Below are 23,075 nucleotides of genomic sequence, written 5' to 3' on the forward strand. Positions count from 1 at the left end.
GCAGGAGAACCACACCATGACAGACAGCATCGGTTTTATCGGCCTGGGACGCATGGGCCGCTCCATGGCCGCCAATCTGCAGAAAAAAGGCTTCAGCCTGTTGGTGGCCGACCTCAACCCCGAGGCCGTGCAGGCCTTGGTGGCACTGGGCGCAGAGGCCGCCACGGTGCCGGAGATGGCACGCCGCTGCTCGGTGGTCATCACCATGCTGCCATCCTCGGTCGAGGTCGAGCAGATCGCCCAGGGCGCCGATGGCATCCTTGCCAATGCACTGCCCGGCACCATCCTGCTGGACATGAGCACCATCGACCCACTCGCCACCGACCGGCTCAGCAAAGCAGCCGCCGGCCGCCAGATGACCGTGGTGGACGCACCCGTAGGCCGCCTGGCCGAGCATGCCGACCGGGGCGAGAGCCTGTTCATGGTGGGCGCGAGCGACGCCGATTTCGCCAAGGTCAAGCCCCTGCTCGATGCCATGGGCACCACCACCTACCACTGCGGCCCGGTCGGCTCCGGCGGCCGCACCAAGCTGGTCAACAACTATGTGGCCATCACCTTGTGCCAGGTCAATGCCGAGGCGCTGGCGCTGTCGCAGCGCTTTGGGCTCGACATCACCAAAACCCTGCAGGTGCTCTTGGGCACCTCGGCCAACAATGGCCAGCTGCGCATGAACTTTCCCAACAAGGTGCTGGCCGGCGATACCTCGCCGGGCTTCACCATCGATCTGGCGCACAAGGATTTGTCGCTGGTCGTGGGCGCCGCGCATGCCGCCCGGGTGCCGATGCCGGTGGCTGCCGCCGTGCATGAATCCTTCAGCCTGGCGCGGGCCAGCCAGTTTGGCGGCATTGATTTCTCGGGCATCGCCGATGTGGTCTGTGAGCTGGCCAAGATCGAGCGGCCGCGCGTGCCCGAGGGTTGGAAGCCCAGCTGACCAACGAGCTGCTGCAATCTGCCCAAGAAAAAACGCCCTCCAGAGGGCGTTATCTGCATCCAGCCCTTGGCTCAGAACATCGATGCGCGGTGCGCGGCCACCCCGGCCATCGCACCATCCGCCACCGACAGCGCAATGCTGCCCGCTGCACGCGCAGCATCACCGCAGGCGAACACGTTGGCCACGCTGGTCTGCTGCATCGCATCCACCTGCACATAGGGGCCCATCGGGCCATCGGCCAGCACGCAACCGAGCTGCTGCGCCAGCGGGCTGGCGGGCGAGGTGCGTGGCTGGGTAAACAAGCCTTGCATGCGGATGCTGCGGCCATCGGCCAGCACCACATCCGCAAAACCATCGATGCGCTGCACCGGCGTCGCCTCGATCTGGGTGCCGCGCCGGGCGAAATCGGCCAGATCCGCCTCCGTCGGCGCGTAGACGCCATTGAGAAACAAGGTGGTCGGGCCCCAATCGGGCAGCATCATCGCATGGTGGTGGGCCATCGGTGATGCGGCAATCACCCCGATGGCGCCGCCACCCACCTCGTAGCCATGGCAATACGGGCAATGGAACACACTGTGGCCCCAGCGCTCGGCCAGGCCGGGCACGGCAGGCAGTTCATCGCGCACCCCAGTGGCCAGCACCAGGCGGCGCGCTACCAGCAACTGGCCGCCTACCTGTAGCGACAGTTCGCCGCTGGGCAGCACCCGGGCCTGCTCGGCCTGGCCGCCGATCCAGCGCACGCTGGGGTACTGCAGCAATTGCGTGCGTGCCTGCGTCCACAGCTCGGCAGGCGCCACGCCGTCGCGCGACAAAAAGCCGTGCGAGGTGCTGCCTGCCTCGTCGACAAAGCGGTTGCGGCGCAGGCCGGCATCGATGACGGTGACCTGGCGGCGCGCCCGCGCCAGCTGCAACGCCGCCGACATGCCGGCGTAGCTGCCGCCGACGATGGCGAAATCAGTGTGAATGTCCATGGTGGTCCTCTATACGGTGGGAAGTGGATGTTTTGGCCAGCCGGTGCGCGCGCAGCGAAGCGCCGATCTGGGCAGACAGCTGCGCCAAGGTGATGCCGCCCAGCTTAGCCAGCAACGAGGCCTCGGCCTCCTGCATGGCGCTGCGCAGCGACTGGTTGACCACCTGTGAGACCAGGCATTCGGGGTGGTCCTCGCGAAAGCCCAGCGACACCAGCGCCGGCGCGCCCAGCGCCTGGTGGATGTCGCGCAATGTCGTCTCGCCCCAACCGGGCGCAATCAGCCAGCCGCCCCCATGGCCCTTGCCGGACGAGACCATGCCCGCATCGCGCAAGCCGGCCATCAGGCGCCGCAGCACCACCGGGTTGGTGTCCATGGTCAGCGCCAGGACCTCGGAGGTCAGCGGCGTCTGCGCCTCGGCCAGGTGCAGCAGCACATGCAAAACATCGGAAAACTGGCTGTTGTGTTTCATGCAACTATTGTAGTTACATGAAATGAATCCGCGCCAGCGGCTTCGCCAAGAACCATTACCCAGGCTAAGGTCAAGCGCTGGCCGACGGCCGCCAGCGCCCCGCTGCACCATGCCACCATCGCGCAGCCCACCACCGCCCCCCAAAGCAAAGGAATCGCCTTGTTCAAGAAGCTGGAGTCTGTCGTGCTGTTTGTCGCCGATATCGATGCGGCGGCCGCCTGGTATGCGCAGCTTTTGGGCACGGAGGTGCAACACGAGAACGCGCACTATGCCTTTGTGCAAGGCCCGGGACTTTTGATCGGCTTCCACCCCACCGATGGCAAATGCCCGGGCGGCGTGGGCGGCACGACAGTGTACTGGGAGGGGGCCGCCCTGGGCGCGGCCATTGAGCGCCTGCAGGCGCAGGGCGCCCGGCTGTACCGGGGGCCGATGACGACCAGCTTGGGGGCTACAGCCGCGATGCTGCTGGACCCCTTTGGTTGCAGCCTGGGCTTGCTTTGCCCAGCGGGCTAGTCGTGCGTAGCTAGTCGCGGACGGCCAGTCGCGGACGGCCAGTCGCGGGCGGCCAGTCGCGGGCGGCCAGCCTTTACTGCAACGCCTGGTCCGGGTTCTGCACCACTTGCAGATGCAGGATGCTGAAGTACAGCGTGATATCGCCTTGCTGGTCGATAAAGGTGCCGATCGCGCGCTGCAGGCGGGCGGCAATGCAGAGGCACTCCGTTGCTTCCGGCCGGCCACCGGGGATGCGCGCGGTGGTCAGCAAGGCCAGCTGATGCTCGCGGCCAAAGTCGTGCACGACCTCCAGGGCCTGGCCATGCTGGGCGGGGATATTGGCATTGGCCCAGCTCCACACAAAGCTGCCTTCGCTCTCGCTGCTGGTGCCCACCAGGCAGACGGTGCCCTGCACCTCATGCAAGGGCGCCTGCATCACCAGGCTGGCGCTTTCCAGATCCCAGTGGTATTGCGGCGCATTCTGCAGGCCGAACTGGCGTGGCCATTCGGTGTTGCGGGCCATCATCGTCTCGACGGCCTCGCGGCTCCAGGCGGCCCAGTCGGTCTCGCCCCCATCGGGGCTGGTGGTGGTGTCGTTCATAGCGCTAGCGGTTCAAATTGCAGCCGCCATTGTCGGCCAATCCAAGAGCCTGTTCTAAAAGCCTGATGGTCGACAACTGCGTCAGCCATAAAAAAAACCGCCCCTTGCACAGCACAGGGACGGTTCATCGTTCAGCGCCTGCGGGCGCTATCAGTTCAGGCCGAGCATGCCGCGCAGCTTGGACAGGTCTTCGGCCAGCGTGTTGACGCGGCCTGCCAGGATCTTGCGGTCGCCCTCACCCAGCTTGGTGTACAGCTCAAAGCTGCCATTGGGCTTGCGGTACTTGGCCAGGATGTCGAACACGGTCTTGAAGTTGGCCGCAGTCTTTTCGACAAAGGCCTTGTCCTTCTTCTCGACCAGGGGGCGCAGCAGTTCGAAAATCTTGTCCGCACCTTCGAAGTTGGCCTGGAAGTCGTCCAGGTCGGTGTGGCTGTAGCGCTCTTCTTCACCCGAGATCTTGGTGGCAGCCACCTCTTCCATCAGCACCGCAGCGCCGCCCACGACCTTTTCAGGCGGGAAGGTCAAACCGCTCACGCGCTTTTGCAGTTCCTTGGCATCGGCCAGCAGCTTGTCGGCAAAAGGGGTCAGGCCCTTGGTGCTCTTTTCGACCCAAAGGCCGTACTCGATGCGGTGGAAGCCGGTGAAGCCCGGGTCCTTCTCGGCCTTTTCATGGTCGTCGGCACGCGAATCCATGCTCTTGTCCAGATCGGCAAACAGCTCGGCAATCGGCTCGATGCGCTCGTAGGGGCGGCGCACGGCAGCGTACATCTTCTTGGCCTCTTCGATCTTGCCGGCCTTGACCGCATCGGTGAAGGCCTGCACGCCCTTGACCAGCTCGCGCAGGTTGTTGTTGACGTACAGCTTGTACTCCGCCAGCGGCTTGACCAGCTCCAGCGCAGACACGCCTTCTGCTGCCCAGCTGGACAGGGGGATGACGCTGGCACTGCCGGCCAGCAGCAGGCCTTGCAAGAATTGGCGACGCATCAACATACGAGAACTCCTAGACTGTTAGATTGATAATTTTTGGCTTCCGGTATCCCCATGCCAAATCCCGGCTGACATGCTTCATGAAGAAGAACGCGCCCAGGCCTTGCAGTACAGACACCGGTGGCTGGTTAGGAAACGAGGTCAGGCCTTGTTGGCGGCAGCGGCCAGCAGGCCACGGCCCAGCCAGTCATTGGCATCGGCCACACCGGGCAGCACATAGAAAAAGCCGCCGCCAATGGGCTTGATGTATTCTTCGAGCGGCTCGCCGTCGAGGCGCTTTTGCACGGTGACAAAGCCCTTTTCCAGATCGGCCTGGTAGCAGATGAACAGCAGGCCCATCTCCAGCTGGCCGGACTTGGTCACACCATTCGAATAGTTGAAGGGCCGGCGCAGGATCAGGTTCGCTTCGCTGCCATGGTTGCGCGGGTTGGCCAGCCGGATATGGGCGTCCATCGGCGTCTTCTGGCCTTCGGGATCGGCCGCATAGTCCGGCGTGTCGTGCTCGGTCTTCTTGCGCGCATCCAGCGGCGCACCGCTGTCCTTGTCGCGGCCCATGATGGCCTCCTGCTCGCCCAGCGGCGTGCGGTCCCAGCGCTCGACAAAGTTGCGGATGATGCGCACGGCCTGGTAGCTGCCGCCCGCGGCCCAGGCGGGCTCGTCGGATTCAGGCTGCACCCAGACAATGCGGCGCATCATGGCCTCATCGTCCGATGGTGGGTTGGCCGAGCCATCGCGGAAGCCTAGAAAATTGCGCGCGCTCTCAGCGGGCTGGCCCACGGCAGCGGGGATCGGCGGCACCGAGCCCTCCTGCTTCCAGCGCACCATCAGCAGATCGGGCAGGTTCTTGATGATGTCGCGCAGCGCATGGATATTGGTGTCGGGCGTGTTGGCGCAGAACTGGATCGACAGATCGCCATGGCAGAGCGCGGCCTGCAGCGCATCGTTGGGGTGCTGCTGCATGGGGGTCAGGCGCTTGGGCCGCTGGTCCTTCAGGCCAAAGCGGTCATCAAACAGGCTGTGGCCCACGGCCACGGTGACCGTCAGTGCATCGGGCTGTACCACCGGGCCCAGAATGCCAGAGCCCGCCGGCGGCAGCTTGGGGTCGAGCACCGGCTGGGCACCGCCCTGGGTCAGAAAGTGGATGCGCTCGGTCAAGGTCTTGAACAGGCGCTCCAACTCTGCCGGGTTGCTGGCCAGCACATCAAAGCTGACCACCATGCCGGCCAGCGGCCGGGGCGTGACGATGCCGGCCTGGTGCCTGCCGTAGAACGGCACGCGCTGCGCAGACACGCTGCTGTGCGGCGCATCGGCCACCTGGGTGTTGCCTGGCGAGGCATCGTCGGCAGCCAGCGCCTGGCGCACTGGCATGCCGGCCAGCACGCCGGCGCCCATGGCGCCAGCGGCCTCGCCCAGCCAGCGGCGGCGCGACGGGTCGGTGCCCTCGCGGACGATGGATTGAGACTCGTTCCTGTTCTTGAACCAAGACATGTGGTGCTTTCTGTATGTTATTTGTAGAAATAGAAGGCGGAAACTTTAGGGCTGCAAGCCCAGCGCTGCATTGACCTTGGCCATGCTTTGCGAACTCTGGTAGAGCGCCTGGGCCAGGTTCTGGCACTGCACCGGGTTCAGTGCCTGGCCGGCCATGTCGGCCACCTGGCTGTCATCGGCGGGCACGCCCAGCTCTTCGATGCGCTGGCGCAGCTTGGCCAGGCTGTCCTGCAACTGCTGGTTCAAGGCCGGGTTGGCATTGCCAAGTACCGGGGACAGCACTTGCTGGGCCTTGTTGGCCGCCGCCCAGCTGCCATAGACAAACTGCAGCACCGCCCGGCCCTGTTCGGGCGTGGTCGCCTCACCGGGAATCAGCGTGGAGGCACGCTCCAGCGCCTTGGCCGCTGCGGCGGCAATCGACTGCGGCTGCAAGGCCGCATCGCCCAGGCGCTGGGCCAGTTGCTGCACATCCTGCTGCAGGCTGGTGGCCAGCGGCAGCAGCTGCTCGGCCGGCTCGCCCGCTTGCAGACCGGCGGCAATGCGCTGCAGGCCCACAAAGGCCGGGTCCTTGTCACGCAGCGCAAAGTCTGCGGCGCGCGCATCGATGCGGGCATTCAAATCGCCGTACTGCACCGCCAACGGGGCCAGCTTTTGGTACTGGCCGCGCGCCAGCGCAGCCAGTTGCAGGGCATCGGCGGGGTAGCCATCGGGCGAGGTGGCGCCGGCTTCCAGTGGATGGGCCAGGCGCTGCTGCAGCGCATCGACCATCTCCTGCAGGCTGGCCGTCTCGGTCAGCATGTAGACCTGGTACTCGGCCAGTGCGCCCAGGAAGGCGGTCACCGGCGGCTTGGCAGCTTCGGCCTTGAAGGCGTCCGACGTCGTCACCGTCAGGCTGCCGCGCGCGGCGTTGAGCAGGCCGCAGGTCATCTCATAGTTGCCGGGTACCAGGCGTGCGCTCAGCTGCTGCGTCATGCCGGGCAGAATGTTCTCGCGCTCTTCGAGCACCATCACGCCGTCCAGAATTTCCCATTCCAGCGCCCGCTGCGACTGGTTGACGATGCGGAAAATCACCTTGCCCGCTGGCACGGTCACCGCATTGGGGGTGCAGGTGCCCTGGTTGATCTCGATGGTCACCACCGGCACGCCATCGACCGATGTACTGCTGCCTGCAACCTCGCTGGCACGCGGCACCGTCGATGCCTGCCAGAAAGCAGCAGCACCGAGCAGAAACACGACGACGCTACCCAGGACAACCGGGCCAAGACGCGGAGCAGGCTCATCAGCGGCCACTTCGGCCGCTGCGGCTGCGGGGGTGGGCGTGGCAGGAGCGCCCGCCACGGCAGGCGCCGCCTTGACCGGCCAGAAGAACATCACCAAGGTCACGGCCAGGTACAGCGCCCAGGCCAGCACTTCGCCGGCGACGGGTGCATGCATGTAGCCCAGCAGGCCGCCCAGAATGACACCCAGCGGGCTGTCTTCGGGCAGCACGGCGCTGCTGTCGAACACCACTTGCTGCAGCTGGTTCCAGACCCCGGCCTCATGCAGGCGGCGCACGGCACCGGCCAGCAGGCCAGCTGCAACGACCAGGATAAAGATACCGGTGTAGCGGAAGAACTGGCGCAGATTGATGCGCACGCCGCCTTTGTAGAGGCCCACGCCCAGCAGCACCGACAGCGCCACGCCGAGGAAGGCGCCCGCTGCGGCACTCCAGCCCGAGCTTTGCTGGAAGATGGCCAGCAAGAAGAAGACGGATTCGACGCCTTCGCGCGCCACCGCCAAAAAGACCATGCCGATCAGTGCCCAGCTGGCACTGCCCGAGGTGCTGAGCGCCTTGTCGACCGAGGCCTGCAGCTCCCCTTTGATCGAGCGCGAGGCCTTGCGCATCCAGAACACCATGCCGGTCAGCATGCCCACGGCGATAAAGCCGACCAGCGCTTCAAACAGCTCCTGCTGCTTTTGCGGAAACTCGGCGGCCATCCACTGCAGACCCGCGCCGACAAACAGCGACAGACCCAGCGCCAGGAACACCCCCGCCCAGACAGCGGGCATCAGCCTGGCACGGCCCGTGTGGCGGAGGAAACTCGCAATGATGCCCACGATCAGCGCGGCCTCGATGCCCTCGCGCAACATAATCAAAAAAGGAACCAGCATGTAATGTGTTGCTCAAGCCGGGGTCGCACGTCAAGGCTGCGCCGCCTGCTGATCTTTCTCAGTTCTGTCGATGAATCCCAAACCCTGCAGGATGGCCAACGGTCGGCCGCAGGCAGCCCATGCGGCAATGCAACAAAGGCAGGTGCAGCATGTTAAGACCAAACTGGCGACCCTGGCGGTCCAGCGTGCAGTCTTCGACAAGCAGCTACCATCTTTACAAGCGAAAACGTATATCTTAGCACCGCTCATGGGGCTTTCAAGCTATCAATTAGATAGCAACCCTGCAGAACCCAACACCCCTGCCGCCAACATGGCGTAAGCCGGGCTTCAGAATGGCCCGGGCCGCCTGGTGCCGCCCGTTTCGCGCCAGGCCACTACACACCCAGCTTTTCGGTCAACCGCACCAGATCGGCCAGCGAGCTCAGCTGCAGCTTGCGCATCGCATTGCCGCGGCGCACCTTCACGGTCACTTCGCTGAGTTGCAACTGGTGTGCAATCTGCTTGTTCAACAGGCCCTTGACCACCAGTTGCACCACCTCGCGCTCGCCGTCACTCAAGGTCTGCCAGCGTCCGCCGATCTCGGCACGGTCGGCATCCGCCAGGCGCCGGGCGCGGTCTTGCGCAATGCCTTGGTGGATCGCGTCCAGCAGGTCCTGGTCGCGAAACGGCTTGGCCAGAAAGTCGATGGCGCCGCTTTTCATGGCTTTGACGCCCATCGCAATATCGCCATGGCCGGTGATGAACACCACCGGCAGTTGCAATCCCAGGGTCTGCATCTGGCGCTGGAACTCCATGCCGCTCAGCCCCGGCATGCGCACATCCAGCACCAGGCAGGCGGGCACATCGGCCAGCGGCTGTGCCAGGAATTGGGCCGCCGAGGCAAAGGCGCGCACCGGCAGACCGACCGATGCGAGCAAATCCTCCAGCGCGGCGCGCACCGAGTTGTCGTCATCGATCACATAGACCATCGCTGCGTCCGTCATGCCTCGCCCTCCGCGGGTGCCACCGGTACGCTGAATGTGAACACCGCCCCGCCCGGTGCATGGGGTTCGGCCCAGATATGGCCGCCATTGGCCTCGACAATGCTGCGGCTGATGCTCAGCCCGACGCCAATGCCCTCGTGCTTGGTGGTCCAGAAGGGTTCGAATACCTGTTCCTGCGCGCCGGCGGGCAAGCCGGGGCCGCCGTCCGAAATGCGGAACACCAGCTTGTCGGCCTGCTGCAGCGATTCGACAAGGATGGTGCGGCGCGCTATATCGACCAAGGCCGTGGCCTCCATCGCATTGAGCACCAGGTTGGCGATCACCTGTTGGACCTGCACCGGATCGGCCAGCGCCAGCGGCAATCCGGGCGCCAGATCGGCACGCATCGCGATGTCCAGCCGCTGCATCTCGGCATGCGACAGGGCCAGCACTTCACGCACGGCGGCGTTGAAGACGAAGGGCCTGGTGCTGGCCGGCTCGCCTTTGCTGAGCTTTCGCACCCGCGCAATGATGCCGCTGGCCCGGTCCGCATCACCAAGGATGCGCTGCAGGGCCTGACGGGCCTTGTCCAGCTGGGGCGGGTCCTGCTCCATCCAGCGCTGGCAGGCGTGGCCGCTGGTGACGATGGCCGCCAGCGGCTGGTTCAGCTCATGCGCAATCGACGTGGTCAGTCCCTCCAGGCTGTGAATGCGCGAGATGCGCAGCAGCCTGGCCTGTGCCTCGTGCGCCGCCGCGCGCGCCAGTTCCGCCGTGCAGGCCAGGTAGCCGGTGATGACAATCGCCACCGTGCTGATCAGCATGTTGACCAGCCCGGCGCGCTGGTCACCATAGCTGGTGATGAGAAAGCTCAGCCAGGTCAACGCAACGCAGCTGCCTGACAGCACGATGAGCCCACGCCATGTCAGCGCATGGGCCATCGCCAGAATGATCACGGTGTAGAAGACCGACACGGCCACTTCATAGCGGGTGGCCGTGTCTATCAAAAACAGCAGCGCCAGGGCCAGCACCATGGCGGTCAGATGCAGGCCCCGGCGGCGCCGGGGCGGGGTTGGCAGGGACGGTGTCTTCATCAGCAACAGAGCGTCTGTGGGTTACAGGGATTGCCAAAGGCTACCACGCCGATCCCAGCGGTGCAGCGAAGTCCCTGCGCCTCAGAAACGGGTGTTCAGCCCGAAAGCCACCTGGCTGACCGAGGGTTGGCTGGCATCCAGAGCCCCATCCATCGCATAGGCCCGGCCATGGGCGGCAAAGGCGTACAGGGAGGTGCGCAGCGACAGCGGGTAGATGTAGCCCAGCGACATCACCTGGCTGGTCTTGGCGCGTGCGCCGCTGTCCTGCCAATCCCAGTTGGGCCGTGCCTGGGACCACTGCATCTGGAACTCGCCACGGCCCGTCGGAATCGATGCCGCCAGATAGACCGCGTCCAGCCGGCCTCCATCGATGAACTCGGCAGGCCCCAGGCCCTGGAGCCCGGCCGCCTGCCACTGCGCCGGGCCATCACCGCCATTGCGCCCGACAAAGCCATTGCGCTGGCGGCTCCAGCCCGCTGCCAGGCGCGCCACACCAAAGTTATAGCTGGCACCCAACTGCGCGGCGCTGGGACGCCGCCCTCCCAGGGCATCCAAGCGCAGTGCACTGGCTTGCTCCCAGCTGGCGGCCAGCAGCCAAGGGCCTTGCTCATAGCGCAACGCCAGGCTGTAGAGCTTGTAGGCAGAGCCGCCGGCCGCATCAGCGGCTGCTGCATCACCTGCATCAAAGCTGTAGCTGGCGCCCAGCTGCACACCGCTCCACGGCGGGCTGCGCCAGCTGATCTGTCTGGACACCTGGTAGTTGTCGGAGGCCCGCAGCAAGGCACCCACGCCAAAATCGCGCCAGGCCCCCACTTCGATCGCGCTGACAAAGGCCTGGCCGACGGTGTACTGGCGCCCCAGGCGCAACTCGCCCAGGCTGGCGCTCCCCACCCCCACCCAGGACTGGTAGTTGAACGGCCGTGCCGGGTCATCGGGCGCACCATGGGCAACATCCAGCCCGCCCTCCAGCGCGAAGGCGGCGTAGCTGCCGCCGCCCAGCGCCTCACGGCCCTGCAGGCCCCAGAGCGAGTCCGACTGGCCCCCGCTCAAAAGGCCGTTTTCGGTGGGCCCGCCGCTCACCCGGGTTGAACTGACCGCCGCATCGACGGTGCCATACAGGCGTACATGGGTTTGCGCCTGGGCGGGCATGGCCACCACGGCGGCCAGCACAGCGGCAGCGCTGCACCAAGCCCAGCGGATACGTGTCTGCTCGGGCGCCAACGGGCGCGCAGCAATCCATACAAAAAACAACGGTGACATAGGTGGCTCGGTAAAAGTGGGGCCGGGGCGCTGCTGCAACGCGCGACGGGCGCAGCGGCCCGGCTGCAGAAAACAGGAAGATAACCAGCACCAAGGGCTGCGCAGGCCATGGCACCAGCCTCCCCCGTGCGATCGTGCGGCGCCAGCAAGACGGTTTCGTGTCATCGCAGCGTACCCGATTGCTTGACCATCCAGACGGGTACCGCGGTGAGTACCAGCACGGCAAGCAGCTGCGTCCACAGCGAACCCTCCCAGGACAGTTCGGGCATCACGCGGAAGTTCTGGCCATACCAGTTGATCAGGGCCGTGCCGGGGATGAACGCCGCCCAGAGCACGCTGAACACCTTGGTGACATTCAGGTCGCTCATCGCCACGGTTTCCTCAGCCGAGCGGCGGTGGAAGCGCTGGCGCTCCAGCATGAAGCGACTGCGCCGCTGCACCCCGTCGATCTCGGCCAACAGCGCATCGACATGCTGACGCCCGAGCTGCGAGCCCTGCAATACGCTGCGGCGCAGTTGCTTGGCAGCCTGTTCCAGATCATCCAGCGTCTGCATCACGACCGACAGCGGTCGGCTGAGCATGGACAGATGGCTGTCCACATCGATCAGGTCCTCGGCGCCCCGGGAGTCCGGCGTACCCACCGCAAGCTGGAAGCTCCGCAGCGAGCGCATCGAGCGCGTCAGCCCCTCATCCATGCGATCGAGCACCAGCCCGGTCTGGCCCAGCAACTGGTGCAGCAGCACCAGCGCCACGGCATGCGCGCTGCCCGCAGGCAAACCCTGCGCCCTGAAGCGCTGCTGCGCCTGACCGGGCCGGAGCATGCGGTGCCCCGTCTCGACCGTGTAGAGGGTCTGCGCATCTGCAGTCTGGTGCCACAGCAGATCGGCCACCAACACGCGCCCGTCCTGCACACGGGCGCAGCGGATGCGTATCGCCGCCCCGGCATCCGGTCGCTGCGCCGCGCTGGCCGGCGCCAGGTCCATGCCATGGTGCCTGCCCAGGTCATCAAGCGCCTGGGGGCTGGCGGCGTGCAGGCGGGCCCATAAAGGCAAGGTCTGGTCCCAGGTCATCGCATCCACCCCTTGCGTTTGATGTAGGCCAGCGGCACCAGCGCGAACAGGCCCGTGAGCCCCATGACCATCCACTCTCCCCACGGCAACGCCAGCTCGGGCATGTAGGCAAAGTTCTGCCCATAGAACGCAGCGACCAGCGTGGGCGGCGTGAACACGGCAGTCACTACGGTGAACACCTTGATGACCTGGTTTTGCTTGATGTCCAACGTGGTCATCAGCGACTGCTGCAGGTTGCGGATCTTCTCATGCTGAAACCGGGCATAACGGCGCAGGCTGTGGATGTCCGCCAGCAGGACCGTCAGGCGCGGGCCCAAGCGGGCATCCCCTGCAGCACGCCGCAGCCAACGTCCCGCACGGGCCAGCATCAGTTGGCCTTCCACCGCTTTGGCAACCAGTTCCTCGGCTTCTGCCAATGCCATTGCCGTGCCGGCAATGTCGGCCACCCCGGCCTGGCGCTGGGCGGTGTCGAAGCCGCCGCTGGCCGCCGCCACGGCATCACTGCGCTCGTCCAGGCGCTCGGCGATGGCGCGCAAGCTCGCATGGGCGGCATCGTTGAGCGCTTCGAGCAGGTAGAGCATCATCGTGCCGGGCCCGAGCGCGCCACCATCGGCCAAGCGGGTCAACAGCTGTTCGCTGGCCCGGTCCAGCGCATGCAACGCGGGGCCTTGTTCAACACTGATCAGCTGCTCCTTGCCCAGTGCCAGGACGAGGACGGTTTCTCGGAACTCCCCCTGCTGGCAGACGACCAGCTCCATCGGGATGACAATGAACTCCCCCTCCTGCGTCGCGGCTCTGCCTCGGATCGGGGAAAGATCCAGTCCATGCAGGCGTTGTTCAGCCGCCAGCGGCTCGGCTTGCTGCGTATGCAGCCGCTGCCAGCCAGCCTGGGCCAGGCGCGCCGCCATCAGGCCGCCTGCCGCATGGGGGTTGGTGCGGTCTTCGGTCATTGCTGCACCTCGGGGGTGGCAGTGCCTGCCGGCGCGGCGGTTGCATCGGCTTGCGCGGCCTGGCTCTGTTGCTCCAGCACATGGCCGCCATAGAGGTGCAGCGCGGCGAAGCTGCCCAGAATCAGCGCATAGAGCACGATCACTGCGATCATGATCTCGCGCTCGATCTGTGCGGTGCGCGGACGGCTCGCGCGCGCCTCGTTGATGGCCTGGCGGCGCTGCGATGCGGCCTCGCCCGCATCCTGCAGGCTCAGGTCGGCATTCCAGACCAAACCCTCCAGTTGGCGGTTCAGCGTGGTGTAGGTATAGCGGCTCTTGTCAGTCGTTGGCGGCATGGAAATAACTCCTGGAGGGGGGAAATCGCAGACAGCACACCGGTCTTTGACAAAAGCCCGAGCGCAGTCTTTGCAGTGGCAGGTCTGGGCTCAGCGCAGCCAGCCACGGTGCTTGACATAGAGCAGCGGCAGCAACGCCAGCCCTGCCGTCAGCGCGATGGTGATGGGCTCGCCGTAGTGCCACTCCAGAATGGGCATGCGGGCGACGTTCATGCTGTAGTAGGTGGAAATCAGCATGGCAGGTAAAAACACGGCTGTGACGACCGAGAAGACCTTGACAATCTGGTTCTGCTTGACGTTCAGCGCCATGTTGTTAGTTGCTTGCAGCAGCCGCACGCGGTCATGCACAAAGCTGACATGGTCCTCCACGGCTTCAATGTCTTCGATCAAGGTCGCATAGAGCGCTTGAAGGGCGGTGTCGGCCTGCGGCATGCGCGCCTGTGCATGGCGCGCTGCCAGCGCCAGCTGCAACTGGCTCTCCAGGCAGTCGGACAGCAGCTCTTCGACTTCGCCCAGATCCAGCTGCGCAGAGACCACATCGCTCACGCCAAAATCGCGGTCCCGCGCTTCCAAGCTATTCAACACCGAGTTGGTTTGCACCAGCACCCGGCCCAGATCGCTGTTGAGCGAATCCAGCAGCTCGTCCGTCGCATCGTTGATGGCCTGGAGCACCATGGCAAAGTTCTCAAATGCCGGCAGGGCTTGCCCTTGGCGCTCCAGCCTGGATTGCGCCGTCTCCAGCGCCTGCGGCGCGGTGCCGGGTTCCAGCGATACCAACATGCGTGGGCCCAGCACAAAGATGACGCGGCTGGCTTTTCTCAGGCCCTGCTCAACGCCCAGAAAAGTGATAGCAAAGTAGCTGAATTCGCCATCCTGGCTCAGATTGCGCTGCAGGCCATGGGCAATGTCCACGCCCAGGCTCTGCTGGATGCCGGTCAGCCTGCCGGGTTCATCGGCGCGGATGCGCAGCCACTGGGGCAAGGCTTCCCGCGCGGCACCGGCAGAGGGCTGCAAAAGATCAGATCGGTGTTGCATGTTCATCGGGAAGACTCCTGCGCAGGGCTATCGGATTTGAGAGACCTCGCACTTTCGTAGAAAACGGCGTGCGAGCCCGAGGTGGACGAGGTTTTGGTATCCAGGTGGTAGTTGCCAAAATGCAGAGCCGCCACGGCGAGCACCAAGATGCCCCAGGTGACGCCCAGCATCGAAAAAGAGAGGCGCTCATAGCGCGACCAGGGCCGAGGCGGCTGCAGCGGCAGCGCATAGGGGCGGCGTGCAGACCGGCTCCAGACAAGGCTGTGTAGGTTCAGCCCGGTATGGGCGGCCGGTGGCGGTCCACCGGACGAGAAATGTTGAAAGTACGGCATCGCGCATCCTCGGTTGGCGCAGTTCCGCGCTGGCGGTGGCACACGCAATGCGTGCCAAGGCCTGGCGGATTGACAAGTGGGGGAAAGTTCGGCTGCAGGCTTTGCGTGTGGCAAAGCGCAGCGCAAGGTTAGCGGCGGGCGCTTGCAGCCGTCACGGATACAGGCAGACCTGCCCGATGGCCAAATATCCAGCACAGCGCGCGCGAGCGGGCCCTGGGCCGATAAGCCGCCAACCGGGCGGGCCTATCGAGGCTCTGCAAGCGGCGTCGGGCGAGCCGGCTCAAATGGGGTAGTACCCGTGCACGCTCGGGGCTAGGCAGCTTCGACAGCGCATCGGCAATGACCGGGCCAGACAGGCCGGACAGCGCCTGGGCAAAGGGCTTGTCGCCCTGCGATGCCAGAAAGGCAGACAGCACGGACGGGGCGTCAGATGCTACAGCGGCTCGAATGACGCGCTGCAGCAGCGCGCTGGATGGGGAGTGAAAGAACAGCATGAGATGCTCCTTGGGGCCAGGTGCCGCCAAGGCCTCTCATGCATTTAGATGCGTGACAGCCTCGGGGCGTTGGCCCGATGGGGATGGGTGGTAATGCAGTGCAAAGGGAGGTGGCGCTGGCAGCAGCGCATTTCAGGCTCAGGATCGGGGTCCATGCTTTTCTCCGGTTGAACAGTTCTAGAGATGCCCATGTGTTGCCTTCAACAACTGAAGTGCGCATCGGCGGCAATCGCCGAGCTGGTACATGGCCACAGGGCGAAGCGTCATCGCAGTAACAAGACACAGGGCTTTCGCGACGACAGACAGGATTTTCGCAGGCCAAGCGCGGGATCGCCAGTGGCCTTTGGGGTGCATGCCACTGCCATTGGCATGGGGCTGATATACCTTGGTATATCAGCCGACTTCAGGCATGCGCTACGTCTCAGCCCTGGGCAATGGAATGACCAAGGTCGCGCAAAGCCTTGGCCCAGCGGCGAATCTTGGCACGCAGCGATTTTTGCGCCCTGTCATCCAATGGCATATCAGCTACCAAGGCTAGCAATGCGGTTGGCAAAACATAGCCATGCAGCAGAAGCGCCATGCAAAACTCGCGGTACTTCTCACGCCCAGCAACCGCCTTTGCCAAGAAGAGATCACGCAGATCCAGGCAGTAGCCAATGCGATCTTGGGTATTGCTGTTCTGCACGCGTTGCAGCCTACCCTCCCAACCAGCCGGCAGCACCGCCGTTTCGGGGCCAACCCCCTGAGCGTAGTAGCCGTAGGTTTGCTGGAACTGCGAACCCTCGCCAATAGCACCGTCAATCCTGTCAGCCAGATGCGGCGCAAGCAGCGGATAGATGTCGGCTTCCATGGACACGACGAACACTTCTTCAGGATAAGGAACCGTGCCCAGCATGGATTGGCTGCCAATGATGACGAATTCATACTGGTCGGTAATATCCGCACTGGCGCGAATGATGTGCTCCAGTTCCTCCCGAGTCATGGCGTCTCCTCGGCAACGGGTAACCGGGAGGCATCGCCCAGCACCACGCCTTGTTTGAGAATTGCGGCCTGCGCCAGGATGCGCTGGCGCACTTCTGCCGGCAACGCAGTAACCAGGGGCGAAGCCTGTCGCAATTGCTGCGCATGCCTGGTCTTGCCCAGCACTTTGCGCCATGACCTGTTTTTCAAGATCTCCGCCCATTCGCGCCACAGCGGTGCGGAGCGCGCATCCTCCTTAAGCAGCCACTGTTCCAGCGTCTCTTGCGCCTGCTCCAGCACCTCGGGCCGCGTCTTGGCCCAGCGAACCGCCTCATCATGCAAGGCAAGGCTTTGCAGATCCTGCAACTGGTGCCTCGTGGTCTCTGCCGAGATGCGTACTTCTACCACAGGCGCAGCTCGAACTGAGCGGGCACCTGCAGAGCCGGCCGGTGCAAACTGCAAACTATCACCGGCAAGCAAAGCCAGGTCTCCACTCACGCCTAACACCGACATGACCCGCAAGTAGCTTCCCATCGTTGGTGCAGGGTCGCCTGTTTCGATCGCCCGCAAGGTATTGCGCGTCATACCTGCACGTTCAGCCAGCTCTACCGTTCCCAGCCCCTGTGATTTACGCAAGCGCCGTAGCCGATCCCCCAACTGCAGCAGCAATTGGCGTTCGAGAAGTGGACTGGTGATTTGGCTGGTCATTTGGTGAACGTTTTAACCAAAATTCAATCTTTTGATTAATTTGAAGATCAATTTAACGAGGCTTACAAGGATCCGGTGTGCAGTGCTTCGCTATATTTAGGTGTAGGCATTGGAGGCTTAACCGGAGCTGTCCGGCAAGCACTGATGACCTCAATAGCCACGAAAAAAAACCGGCAGCCCACAAGGGACTGCCGGTTCTACTTGGAGGATCGCAACCCGGGCAGCATCAGCCAGCCCAGGCCAGGGCCTTATCAGCCCAGTGCAGCCACCGCTGCGTTGAAGGTGCTGCTGGGGCGCATCACAGCATCCAGCTTGGCAGTGTCCGGCTGGTAGTAGCCGCCGATGTCGGCAGGCTTGCCTTGCACGTCCTTGAACTCGCCAACGATCTTGGCCTCGTTGTCGCTCAGGCTCTTGGCCAGTGGCGCAAACTTGGCGGCCAGTTCGGCATCGGTGGTTTGGGCGGCCAGCGCCTGGGCCCAGTACAGGGCGATGTAGAACTGCGAGCCACGGTTGTCCAGCTCACCGGTGCGGCGCGATGGCGACTTGTTCTCGTCCAACAGCTTGCCGGTGGCCTGGTCCAGGGTCTGGGCCAGCAGCTTGGCGCGCTCGTTGTTGTTCTTGATGCCCAGCTCTTCGAAGGACACGGCCAGCGCCAGGAACTCGCCCAGCGAATCCCAGCGCAGGTGGTTTTCTTCCACCAGCTGCTCGACATGCTTGGGGGCAGAGCCGCCGGCGCCGGTTTCGTACAGACCACCGCCTTGCATCAAAGGCACGATCGACAGCATCTTGGCCGAGGTGCCCAGCTCCAGGATCGGGAACAGGTCGGTCAGGTAGTCACGCAGGATGTTGCCGGTCACCGAGATCGTGTCCAGGCCACGGGCTGCGCGCTCCAAGGTGAAGCGCATCGCGCGCACCTGTGACAGGATGTGGATGTCCAGGCCGCTGGTGTCGTGGTCCTTCAGGTAGGTTTGCACCTTCTTGATCAGCTCGGCTTCGTGCGGACGGTAGGGGTCCAGCCAGAACACGGCAGGCATGCCGGAGTTGCGGGCGCGGGTGACGGCCAGCTTGACCCAGTCGCGGATCGGTGCGTCCTTAACCTGGCACATGCGCCAGATGTCGCCCTGCTCCACGTTCTGGCTCATCAGCACTTCGCCGGTGGCGATGTCGACGATGTTGGCCACGCCGTCTTCGCTGATCTCGAAGGTCTTGTCGTGCGAGCCGTACTCCTCGGCCTTTTGCGCCATCAGGCCCACGTTGGGCACGGTGCCCATGGTCTTGGGGTCGAAGTTGCCATGCCACTTGCAGAAGTTGATCACTTCCTGGTAGATGCGGGCAAAGGTCGACTCAGGCATCACGGCCTTGCAATCGTAAGGCTTGCCATCGGCGCCCCACATCTTGCCGCCAGCGCGGATCATCGCAGGCATCGATGCATCCACGATCACGTCATTGGGCGAATGGAAGTTGGTGATGCCCTTGGCAGAGTCCACCATGGCCAGCGCGGGGCGGCCTTCCTGGCACTTGTGCAGGTCGCGGATGATTTCTTCGCGCTGCGATGCGGGCAGGGTTTCAATCTTTTCGTACAGATTGGCCATGCCGTTGTTCACGTTCACGCCCAGCTGCTCGAACAGCTTGCCATGCTTCTCGAACGCTTCCTTGTAGAAAATGCGCACGCAGTGGCCGAACACGATGGGGTGGGACACCTTCATCATCGTGGCCTTGACGTGCAGCGAGAACAGGATGCCCGACTGCTTGCAGTCTTCGATTTCCTTTTCGTAGAAAGCCAGCAGCGCCTTCTTGCTCATGAACATCGAGTCAACCACTTCTGCGTCCTGCAGCTTGACCTTGTCCTTGAGCACCACGGTCTTGCCGGACTTGGTCTCCAGCACCATCTTGACTTCGCGGGCCTTGTCCAGGGTCATGGACTTTTCGCCGTGGTAGAAGTCGCCCTCTTCCATGTGCGACACATGGGTTTGCGACCACTGTTTCCACTCGCCCATCGAATGGGGGTGCTTCTTGGCGTAGTTCTTCACGGCCAGGGGCGCACGGCGGTCGGAGTTGCCTTCGCGCAGCACGGGGTTCACGGCCGAGCCGATGCACTTGCTGTAGCGGGCCTTGATGTCTTTTTCTGCGTCGTTGGCAGGGCTGTCTGGGTAGTCAGGCAGCTTGTAGCCGTGGTCTTGCAGTTCCTTGATCGCTTCTTGCAGCTGGCCCACCGATGCGGAGATGTTGGGCAGCTTGATGATGTTGGCATCCGGCGTCAGGGTCAGCTTGCCCAGGTCGGCCAGGTTGTTGGGCACGCGCTGTGCTTCGGTCAGAAACTCGGGGAATTCACCCAGAATGCGGGCTGCCAGCGAAATATCACTCTCGGCCACATTGATGCCGGCGGCGCTCGCAAAGCTGCGAACAACGGGCAGGAACGCTGCGGTCGCCAGACGAGGGGCTTCGTCGGTCAGGGTGTAGATGATGGTGGGTTGCTGGGTAGTCATCTGGTCTTTCAAGTGGCAAAAGTTCTGATGTGCGTCGCGCCTTGGCTGGTCTCCACGGCTCAGGGCGCGCCCGCGTAAACTCCCTCATGATGTACTGCTCGACCACCGTTGGGAAGCCTGTCCCTCAAATGCTGCAATGCAATATCACAATACGGAATTCAACGCCAAGGATTGTCGCCGCTTTTTAAGTCTTATACAAGAGTTGGCCCAGCGATTTGTTGAGGCTTCCCGGACAGCTGCCGCAAAATACAGGTTATGCCAGCGCTGCACGACAGCGCTGTGAAACCCCCACCCCGCCTTTCCCTGCCGCTTTACCGCGATACGCCTCCCGAGATGACCACGCCCTCGCCCTCCGCCCTCACCCTGCATGAAGCCGATGTGCAGTGGACGGCCATTCGCGCCCAGGGGCCCGGCGGGCAGAACGTGAACAAGGTCAGCTGTGCCATCCACCTGCGCTTTGATGTGCGTGCATCGCGCCTGCCCGAGCCTGTGCAGACCCGTCTGCTGGCCCTGGCCGATTCGCGCATCACCCAGGAAGGCGTGGTGGTCATCAAGGCGCAGAGCTACCGCACCCAGGAGCAAAACCTGTGGGATGCGCTGGAGCGCCTCAACGCACTGGTGGCCAGCGTGGCGGTGGAGCCGCGCAAGCGCCGCGCCACCAAACCGACCTGGGGATCGCAGCAGCGCCGCCTGCAAAGCAAGAGCCTGCGCGCCAATGTCAAAGCCCAGCGCGGCAAGGTGCGGGATTGACCATGCACCGCACCCACTGGCAGATGGCCGGTGATAATAAGAAGTAATCTCATTTGCCAATGCCCGAATTTCCATGAATGTGCGACGCAGCATCCTGATCGTCGATGACCACCAAAGCATCCGCGACCCTCTTGCCACTTTCATGCGCCGCTATGACTTCGATGTCGACACTGCCTGCGATGGGCTGGCGATGCGGCAGTTGCTGAAGGACCGCAGCTATGACCTGATCATCCTGGACGTCATGCTGCCCGGGGAGGACGGTCTGTCGCTGTGCGGCTTTGTGGCCGAGCACATCGGCACCCCCGTCATCCTGCTGACCGCGATGACCGACCAGGCCGACCGGGTGGCGGGCCTGGAAATTGGCGCCGATGACTATGTGCTCAAGCCCTTTGACCCGCGCGAGCTGGTGGCCCGGGTCCGCAGCGTGCTGCGGCGCGGCGCCCGCCGGCGGGCAGACGATGCGGCCCAGGCGGCGCCCACCGCCGACGTATCGGCAGAAAGGCGCTACACCTTTGAAGGCTGGTGCTTTGACCTGACCACCCGCGAGCTGCAGGACCCCAACCTCAGCCCTGTGCCGCTGACCACGGCAGAGTTCCACCTGCTGCGCGCGCTGCTGGAGAACCCCAACCGCGTGCTGAGCCGCCAGCAGCTGATGGACCTGACCCAGCGCGAAGGCGACGCATTCTTTGACCGCAGCATCGACACGCAGATCAGCCGCCTGCGCAAAAAGCTCGAATCCGATCCGCGCCAGCCGCGCATGCTCAAGACCGTGCGCGGCGACGGCTACCTGCTGGCTGCCAGAAACATCAGCCTCGCCCCATGAAACTGCTGCCGCGCACCTTAGCCGGCCAGTTGCTGGCCCTGCTGCTGCTGGCGCTGATCGTCGCCCACCTGGTCGCCGTGCTGCTGCTGACCTGGCTGCGCCAGGACAGCGATGTCGTGCACCCGCTGTCGGCCCACACCATCGAGACCCGGGTGGCCGCCGCCTACCGCGCGCTGGAGGGCAGCCCCGAATCCGCCCAGCGCCTGGTGCACAGCATCAGCCTGCCCGATTCGCAGTTCCGCATTCGCCCACGCCCTTTTGACGACGGCCAAGCTGTCACCGAGCAGGAAGCCAAACTCACCGCCAGGCTGCAAGAACGCCTGGGGCTGGATGCCGGTGCCAACGCTGCACACCCGCCAGTGCGCATCCATCTGCGCATGCGCTCTCCTGCAGCCGCCAGCGAGGCTGGCGATGTGGACCAGGACATCCTGGGCAAGCTCAGCCCGGCATTTGATGACGATGGCAGCTGGATGCTGCATGTGGATGTGCGCCTGCCCGATGGCCAGTGGCTCAGCAGCTGGCACCTGCCCACCATGCTGCTCAGCCACTGGAGCCGGGTGCTGAGTTTCTCCATCCCCGTGGGCATGCTGCCCATCATCGTCATTGCGGTGCTGTTTGGCCGGCGCATCATGCAGCCCTTGCGCATGCTCACCGACGCGGCCCAGCGCATCAGCCGGGGCGAGCGCTCCGCGCACCTGCCGCTGTCCGGCCCCGAAGGGGTGCGCGAAATCATCGAGGCCTTCAACGAGATGCAGGACCGCCTGCTCGGCGTCGTGAACGACCGCACCCGCATGGTCGCCGCCATCGGCCACGACCTGCGTACCCCCCTCACCTCGCTGCGCATCCGCGCCGAGCTGGTGGACGACGACGAACTGCGCCAGGCTATGGTGAACACCATCAACGAGATGCACAGCATGGTCGAAGAGATCCTGCACTTTGCCCAGGACGACGCGATGCGCGAAACCACCCAGCCTGTCGATCTGGACGCGCTGGTGGGCGACGTGGTCGAGCAGCAGCGCACCCTGGGCCGCCAGGTGGACTGGAGCCCGCCAGACAGCATCAGCTACCGCTGCCGCCCGGCCCACCTCAAGCGCGCCCTCGCCAACCTGATCGACAATGCCGCGCGCTACGGCAGGGTCCACGTGCGGCTGGCCGGCCCGGATGCCGCAGCCCCGGGCACTGCCGCCACCGTGCGCATGGAAATCGAAGACGAAGGCCCCGGCATTGCGCCGCAGGACATCGAGCAGGCGTTTCGGCCCTTCAGCCGGCTGGAGGTCGCCCGCAATGGAGAGACTGGTGGCTTTGGGTTGGGGCTGGCGATTGCGCGCTCATGTGTGCGGGCGCATGGCGGCGAGTTGAAGCTGCATAACCGCAGCGAGGGTGGGTTAAGGGCGGTGATTGAGTTGCCGGCTTGAGTGACTTCTATCGGTTGGCATTCCAACGTCTGGAATGGCAAATTCGCGGCCGAGTTCTTTGGAGCGGTTACACCCTGCGCACTACGACCGCGCGGCGCGTCAGACGCGGCTCGTTGCACGAGTTTTCCCCTCGGAACATCGCGACGCAACACTCGCGTGGTACCGGCGCGCGCAATCCCAGCCGAACCGCTAGTGCCAAACCATCGCGCACCCGCAGCCAATAGACTTATTTGGTGACTAAACTTACAATATGCGACTGACAGAAACAATGTTTCGCGGTGACGATTCACGCATCGTATAAGCCCAGTACCACT

Annotated in this window: 24 protein-coding genes; 6 read left to right on the forward strand and 18 right to left on the reverse strand. The window is 64.3% G+C overall.

Annotated features, from left to right (window positions below):
* Nucleotides 1-16 precede the first annotated feature (16 nt).
* Nucleotides 17-931: an NAD(P)-dependent oxidoreductase gene (locus AB7A72_RS06790; RefSeq protein WP_369459394.1), complete on the forward strand. Its 915-nt coding sequence runs from the start codon at nucleotides 17-19 to the stop codon at nucleotides 929-931.
* A gap of 71 nt (nucleotides 932-1,002) precedes the next feature.
* Here the strand turns inward: AB7A72_RS06790 and AB7A72_RS06795 are convergent, their stop codons facing one another.
* Together AB7A72_RS06795 and AB7A72_RS06800 are read right to left on the reverse strand one after the other, a co-directional pair.
* On the reverse strand, nucleotides 1,003-1,902 hold the full coding sequence (locus AB7A72_RS06795; protein WP_312461687.1) for an NAD(P)/FAD-dependent oxidoreductase: 900 nt from the start codon (nucleotides 1,900-1,902) through the stop codon (nucleotides 1,003-1,005).
* Entirely contained in the window at nucleotides 1,886-2,371 is a 486-nt protein-coding gene (locus tag AB7A72_RS06800) for an Rrf2 family transcriptional regulator (protein WP_369459395.1), read from the reverse strand. Before AB7A72_RS06800 ends, AB7A72_RS06795 begins: the two co-directional genes overlap by 17 nt.
* 159 nt (nucleotides 2,372-2,530) lie before the next feature.
* On the opposite strand from AB7A72_RS06800, the gene AB7A72_RS06805 reads away from it, so the two are divergent.
* Nucleotides 2,531-2,884, forward strand: a complete 354-nt coding sequence (locus tag AB7A72_RS06805) for a VOC family protein (protein WP_369459396.1) — start codon at nucleotides 2,531-2,533, stop codon at nucleotides 2,882-2,884.
* Between the two features lie 73 nt (nucleotides 2,885-2,957).
* On the opposite strand, the gene AB7A72_RS06810 is transcribed toward AB7A72_RS06805, so the two are convergent.
* The 4 genes from AB7A72_RS06810 to efeU all read right to left on the reverse strand — a co-directional run bounded on the left by AB7A72_RS06810 (nucleotide 2,958) and on the right by efeU (nucleotide 8,090).
* On the reverse strand, nucleotides 2,958-3,464 hold the full coding sequence (locus AB7A72_RS06810) for a DUF6882 domain-containing protein (protein ID WP_369459397.1): 507 nt from the start codon (nucleotides 3,462-3,464) through the stop codon (nucleotides 2,958-2,960).
* A 150-nt stretch (nucleotides 3,465-3,614) separates the two neighbouring features.
* Complete coding sequence (efeO, locus tag AB7A72_RS06815; RefSeq protein WP_369459398.1) at nucleotides 3,615-4,454, reverse strand: iron uptake system protein EfeO; 840 nt, start codon at nucleotides 4,452-4,454, stop codon at nucleotides 3,615-3,617.
* Between the two features lie 138 nt (nucleotides 4,455-4,592).
* Complete coding sequence (gene efeB, locus AB7A72_RS06820; protein ID WP_369459399.1) at nucleotides 4,593-5,939, reverse strand: iron uptake transporter deferrochelatase/peroxidase subunit; 1,347 nt, start codon at nucleotides 5,937-5,939, stop codon at nucleotides 4,593-4,595.
* 45 nt (nucleotides 5,940-5,984) lie between these two features.
* A complete protein-coding gene (efeU, locus tag AB7A72_RS06825) occupies nucleotides 5,985-8,090 on the reverse strand; it encodes an iron uptake transporter permease EfeU (protein ID WP_369459400.1) in 2,106 nt (701 codons plus the stop codon).
* A gap of 70 nt (nucleotides 8,091-8,160) precedes the next feature.
* On the opposite strand from efeU, the gene AB7A72_RS06830 reads away from it, so the two are divergent.
* A complete protein-coding gene (locus tag AB7A72_RS06830; protein WP_369459401.1) occupies nucleotides 8,161-8,409 on the forward strand; it encodes a hypothetical protein in 249 nt (82 codons plus the stop codon).
* A 55-nt stretch (nucleotides 8,410-8,464) separates the two neighbouring features.
* Here AB7A72_RS06830 and AB7A72_RS06835 read toward each other — a convergent pair whose 3' ends face one another.
* The 12 genes from AB7A72_RS06835 to AB7A72_RS06890 all read right to left on the reverse strand — a co-directional run bounded on the left by AB7A72_RS06835 (nucleotide 8,465) and on the right by AB7A72_RS06890 (nucleotide 19,773).
* The gene (locus AB7A72_RS06835; RefSeq protein ID WP_369459402.1) at nucleotides 8,465-9,073 is read right to left on the reverse strand and encodes a response regulator transcription factor; all 609 of its coding nucleotides are present in this window, start codon (nucleotides 9,071-9,073) and stop codon (nucleotides 8,465-8,467) included.
* Nucleotides 9,070-10,143 carry a sensor histidine kinase gene (locus tag AB7A72_RS06840; protein ID WP_369459404.1) on the reverse strand — a complete coding sequence of 358 codons (1,074 nt, stop codon included), beginning with the start codon at nucleotides 10,141-10,143 and terminating at the stop codon, nucleotides 9,070-9,072. The genes AB7A72_RS06835 and AB7A72_RS06840 overlap by 4 nt, the downstream gene beginning before the upstream one ends.
* Before the next feature lie 81 nt (nucleotides 10,144-10,224).
* The gene (locus AB7A72_RS06845; protein WP_369459405.1) at nucleotides 10,225-11,403 is read right to left on the reverse strand and encodes a porin; all 1,179 of its coding nucleotides are present in this window, start codon (nucleotides 11,401-11,403) and stop codon (nucleotides 10,225-10,227) included.
* A 161-nt stretch (nucleotides 11,404-11,564) separates the two neighbouring features.
* Nucleotides 11,565-12,473 carry a CorA family divalent cation transporter gene (locus AB7A72_RS06850; protein WP_369459406.1) on the reverse strand — a complete coding sequence of 303 codons (909 nt, stop codon included), beginning with the start codon at nucleotides 12,471-12,473 and terminating at the stop codon, nucleotides 11,565-11,567.
* Complete coding sequence (locus AB7A72_RS06855) at nucleotides 12,470-13,423, reverse strand: magnesium transporter CorA family protein (protein WP_369459407.1); 954 nt, start codon at nucleotides 13,421-13,423, stop codon at nucleotides 12,470-12,472. The genes AB7A72_RS06850 and AB7A72_RS06855 overlap by 4 nt, the downstream gene beginning before the upstream one ends.
* Nucleotides 13,420-13,758, reverse strand: a complete 339-nt coding sequence (locus AB7A72_RS06860; protein WP_239811797.1) for a hypothetical protein — start codon at nucleotides 13,756-13,758, stop codon at nucleotides 13,420-13,422. Before AB7A72_RS06860 ends, AB7A72_RS06855 begins: the two co-directional genes overlap by 4 nt.
* Nucleotides 13,759-13,848: 90 nt before the next feature.
* Nucleotides 13,849-14,799 (reverse strand): CorA family divalent cation transporter, encoded by a 951-nt coding sequence (locus AB7A72_RS06865; RefSeq protein WP_369459408.1) that lies wholly within the window; start codon nucleotides 14,797-14,799, stop codon nucleotides 13,849-13,851.
* Complete coding sequence (locus AB7A72_RS06870) at nucleotides 14,796-15,125, reverse strand: hypothetical protein (protein WP_369459409.1); 330 nt, start codon at nucleotides 15,123-15,125, stop codon at nucleotides 14,796-14,798. Before AB7A72_RS06870 ends, AB7A72_RS06865 begins: the two co-directional genes overlap by 4 nt.
* 128 nt (nucleotides 15,126-15,253) lie before the next feature.
* The gene (locus tag AB7A72_RS06875) at nucleotides 15,254-15,619 is read right to left on the reverse strand and encodes a hypothetical protein (RefSeq protein ID WP_369459410.1); all 366 of its coding nucleotides are present in this window, start codon (nucleotides 15,617-15,619) and stop codon (nucleotides 15,254-15,256) included.
* Between the two features lie 421 nt (nucleotides 15,620-16,040).
* Nucleotides 16,041-16,601: a DUF6036 family nucleotidyltransferase gene (locus AB7A72_RS06880; RefSeq protein ID WP_369459411.1), complete on the reverse strand. Its 561-nt coding sequence runs from the start codon at nucleotides 16,599-16,601 to the stop codon at nucleotides 16,041-16,043.
* On the reverse strand, nucleotides 16,598-17,287 hold the full coding sequence (locus AB7A72_RS06885) for a helix-turn-helix transcriptional regulator (RefSeq protein ID WP_312529727.1): 690 nt from the start codon (nucleotides 17,285-17,287) through the stop codon (nucleotides 16,598-16,600). Before AB7A72_RS06885 ends, AB7A72_RS06880 begins: the two co-directional genes overlap by 4 nt.
* Before the next feature lie 251 nt (nucleotides 17,288-17,538).
* On the reverse strand, nucleotides 17,539-19,773 hold the full coding sequence (locus AB7A72_RS06890; RefSeq protein ID WP_312408954.1) for an NADP-dependent isocitrate dehydrogenase: 2,235 nt from the start codon (nucleotides 19,771-19,773) through the stop codon (nucleotides 17,539-17,541).
* Nucleotides 19,774-20,106: 333 nt separating this feature from the next.
* Here AB7A72_RS06890 and arfB point away from each other — a divergent pair, with 333 nt between their 5' ends.
* The 3 genes from arfB (at nucleotide 20,107) to AB7A72_RS06905 (ending at nucleotide 22,761) form a co-directional block, all read left to right on the forward strand.
* On the forward strand, nucleotides 20,107-20,523 hold the full coding sequence (gene arfB / locus AB7A72_RS06895; protein ID WP_369459529.1) for an alternative ribosome rescue aminoacyl-tRNA hydrolase ArfB: 417 nt from the start codon (nucleotides 20,107-20,109) through the stop codon (nucleotides 20,521-20,523).
* A 73-nt stretch (nucleotides 20,524-20,596) separates the two neighbouring features.
* The gene (locus AB7A72_RS06900) at nucleotides 20,597-21,346 is read left to right on the forward strand and encodes a response regulator (protein WP_369459412.1); all 750 of its coding nucleotides are present in this window, start codon (nucleotides 20,597-20,599) and stop codon (nucleotides 21,344-21,346) included.
* Nucleotides 21,343-22,761: an ATP-binding protein gene (locus AB7A72_RS06905; protein ID WP_369459413.1), complete on the forward strand. Its 1,419-nt coding sequence runs from the start codon at nucleotides 21,343-21,345 to the stop codon at nucleotides 22,759-22,761. The genes AB7A72_RS06900 and AB7A72_RS06905 overlap by 4 nt, the downstream gene beginning before the upstream one ends.
* Nucleotides 22,762-23,075 lie beyond the last annotated feature (314 nt).

Origin of the sequence: Comamonas sediminis (genome assembly GCF_041107495.1) — a bacterium.
GTDB lineage: Bacteria > Pseudomonadota > Gammaproteobacteria > Burkholderiales > Burkholderiaceae_C > Comamonas > Comamonas sediminis.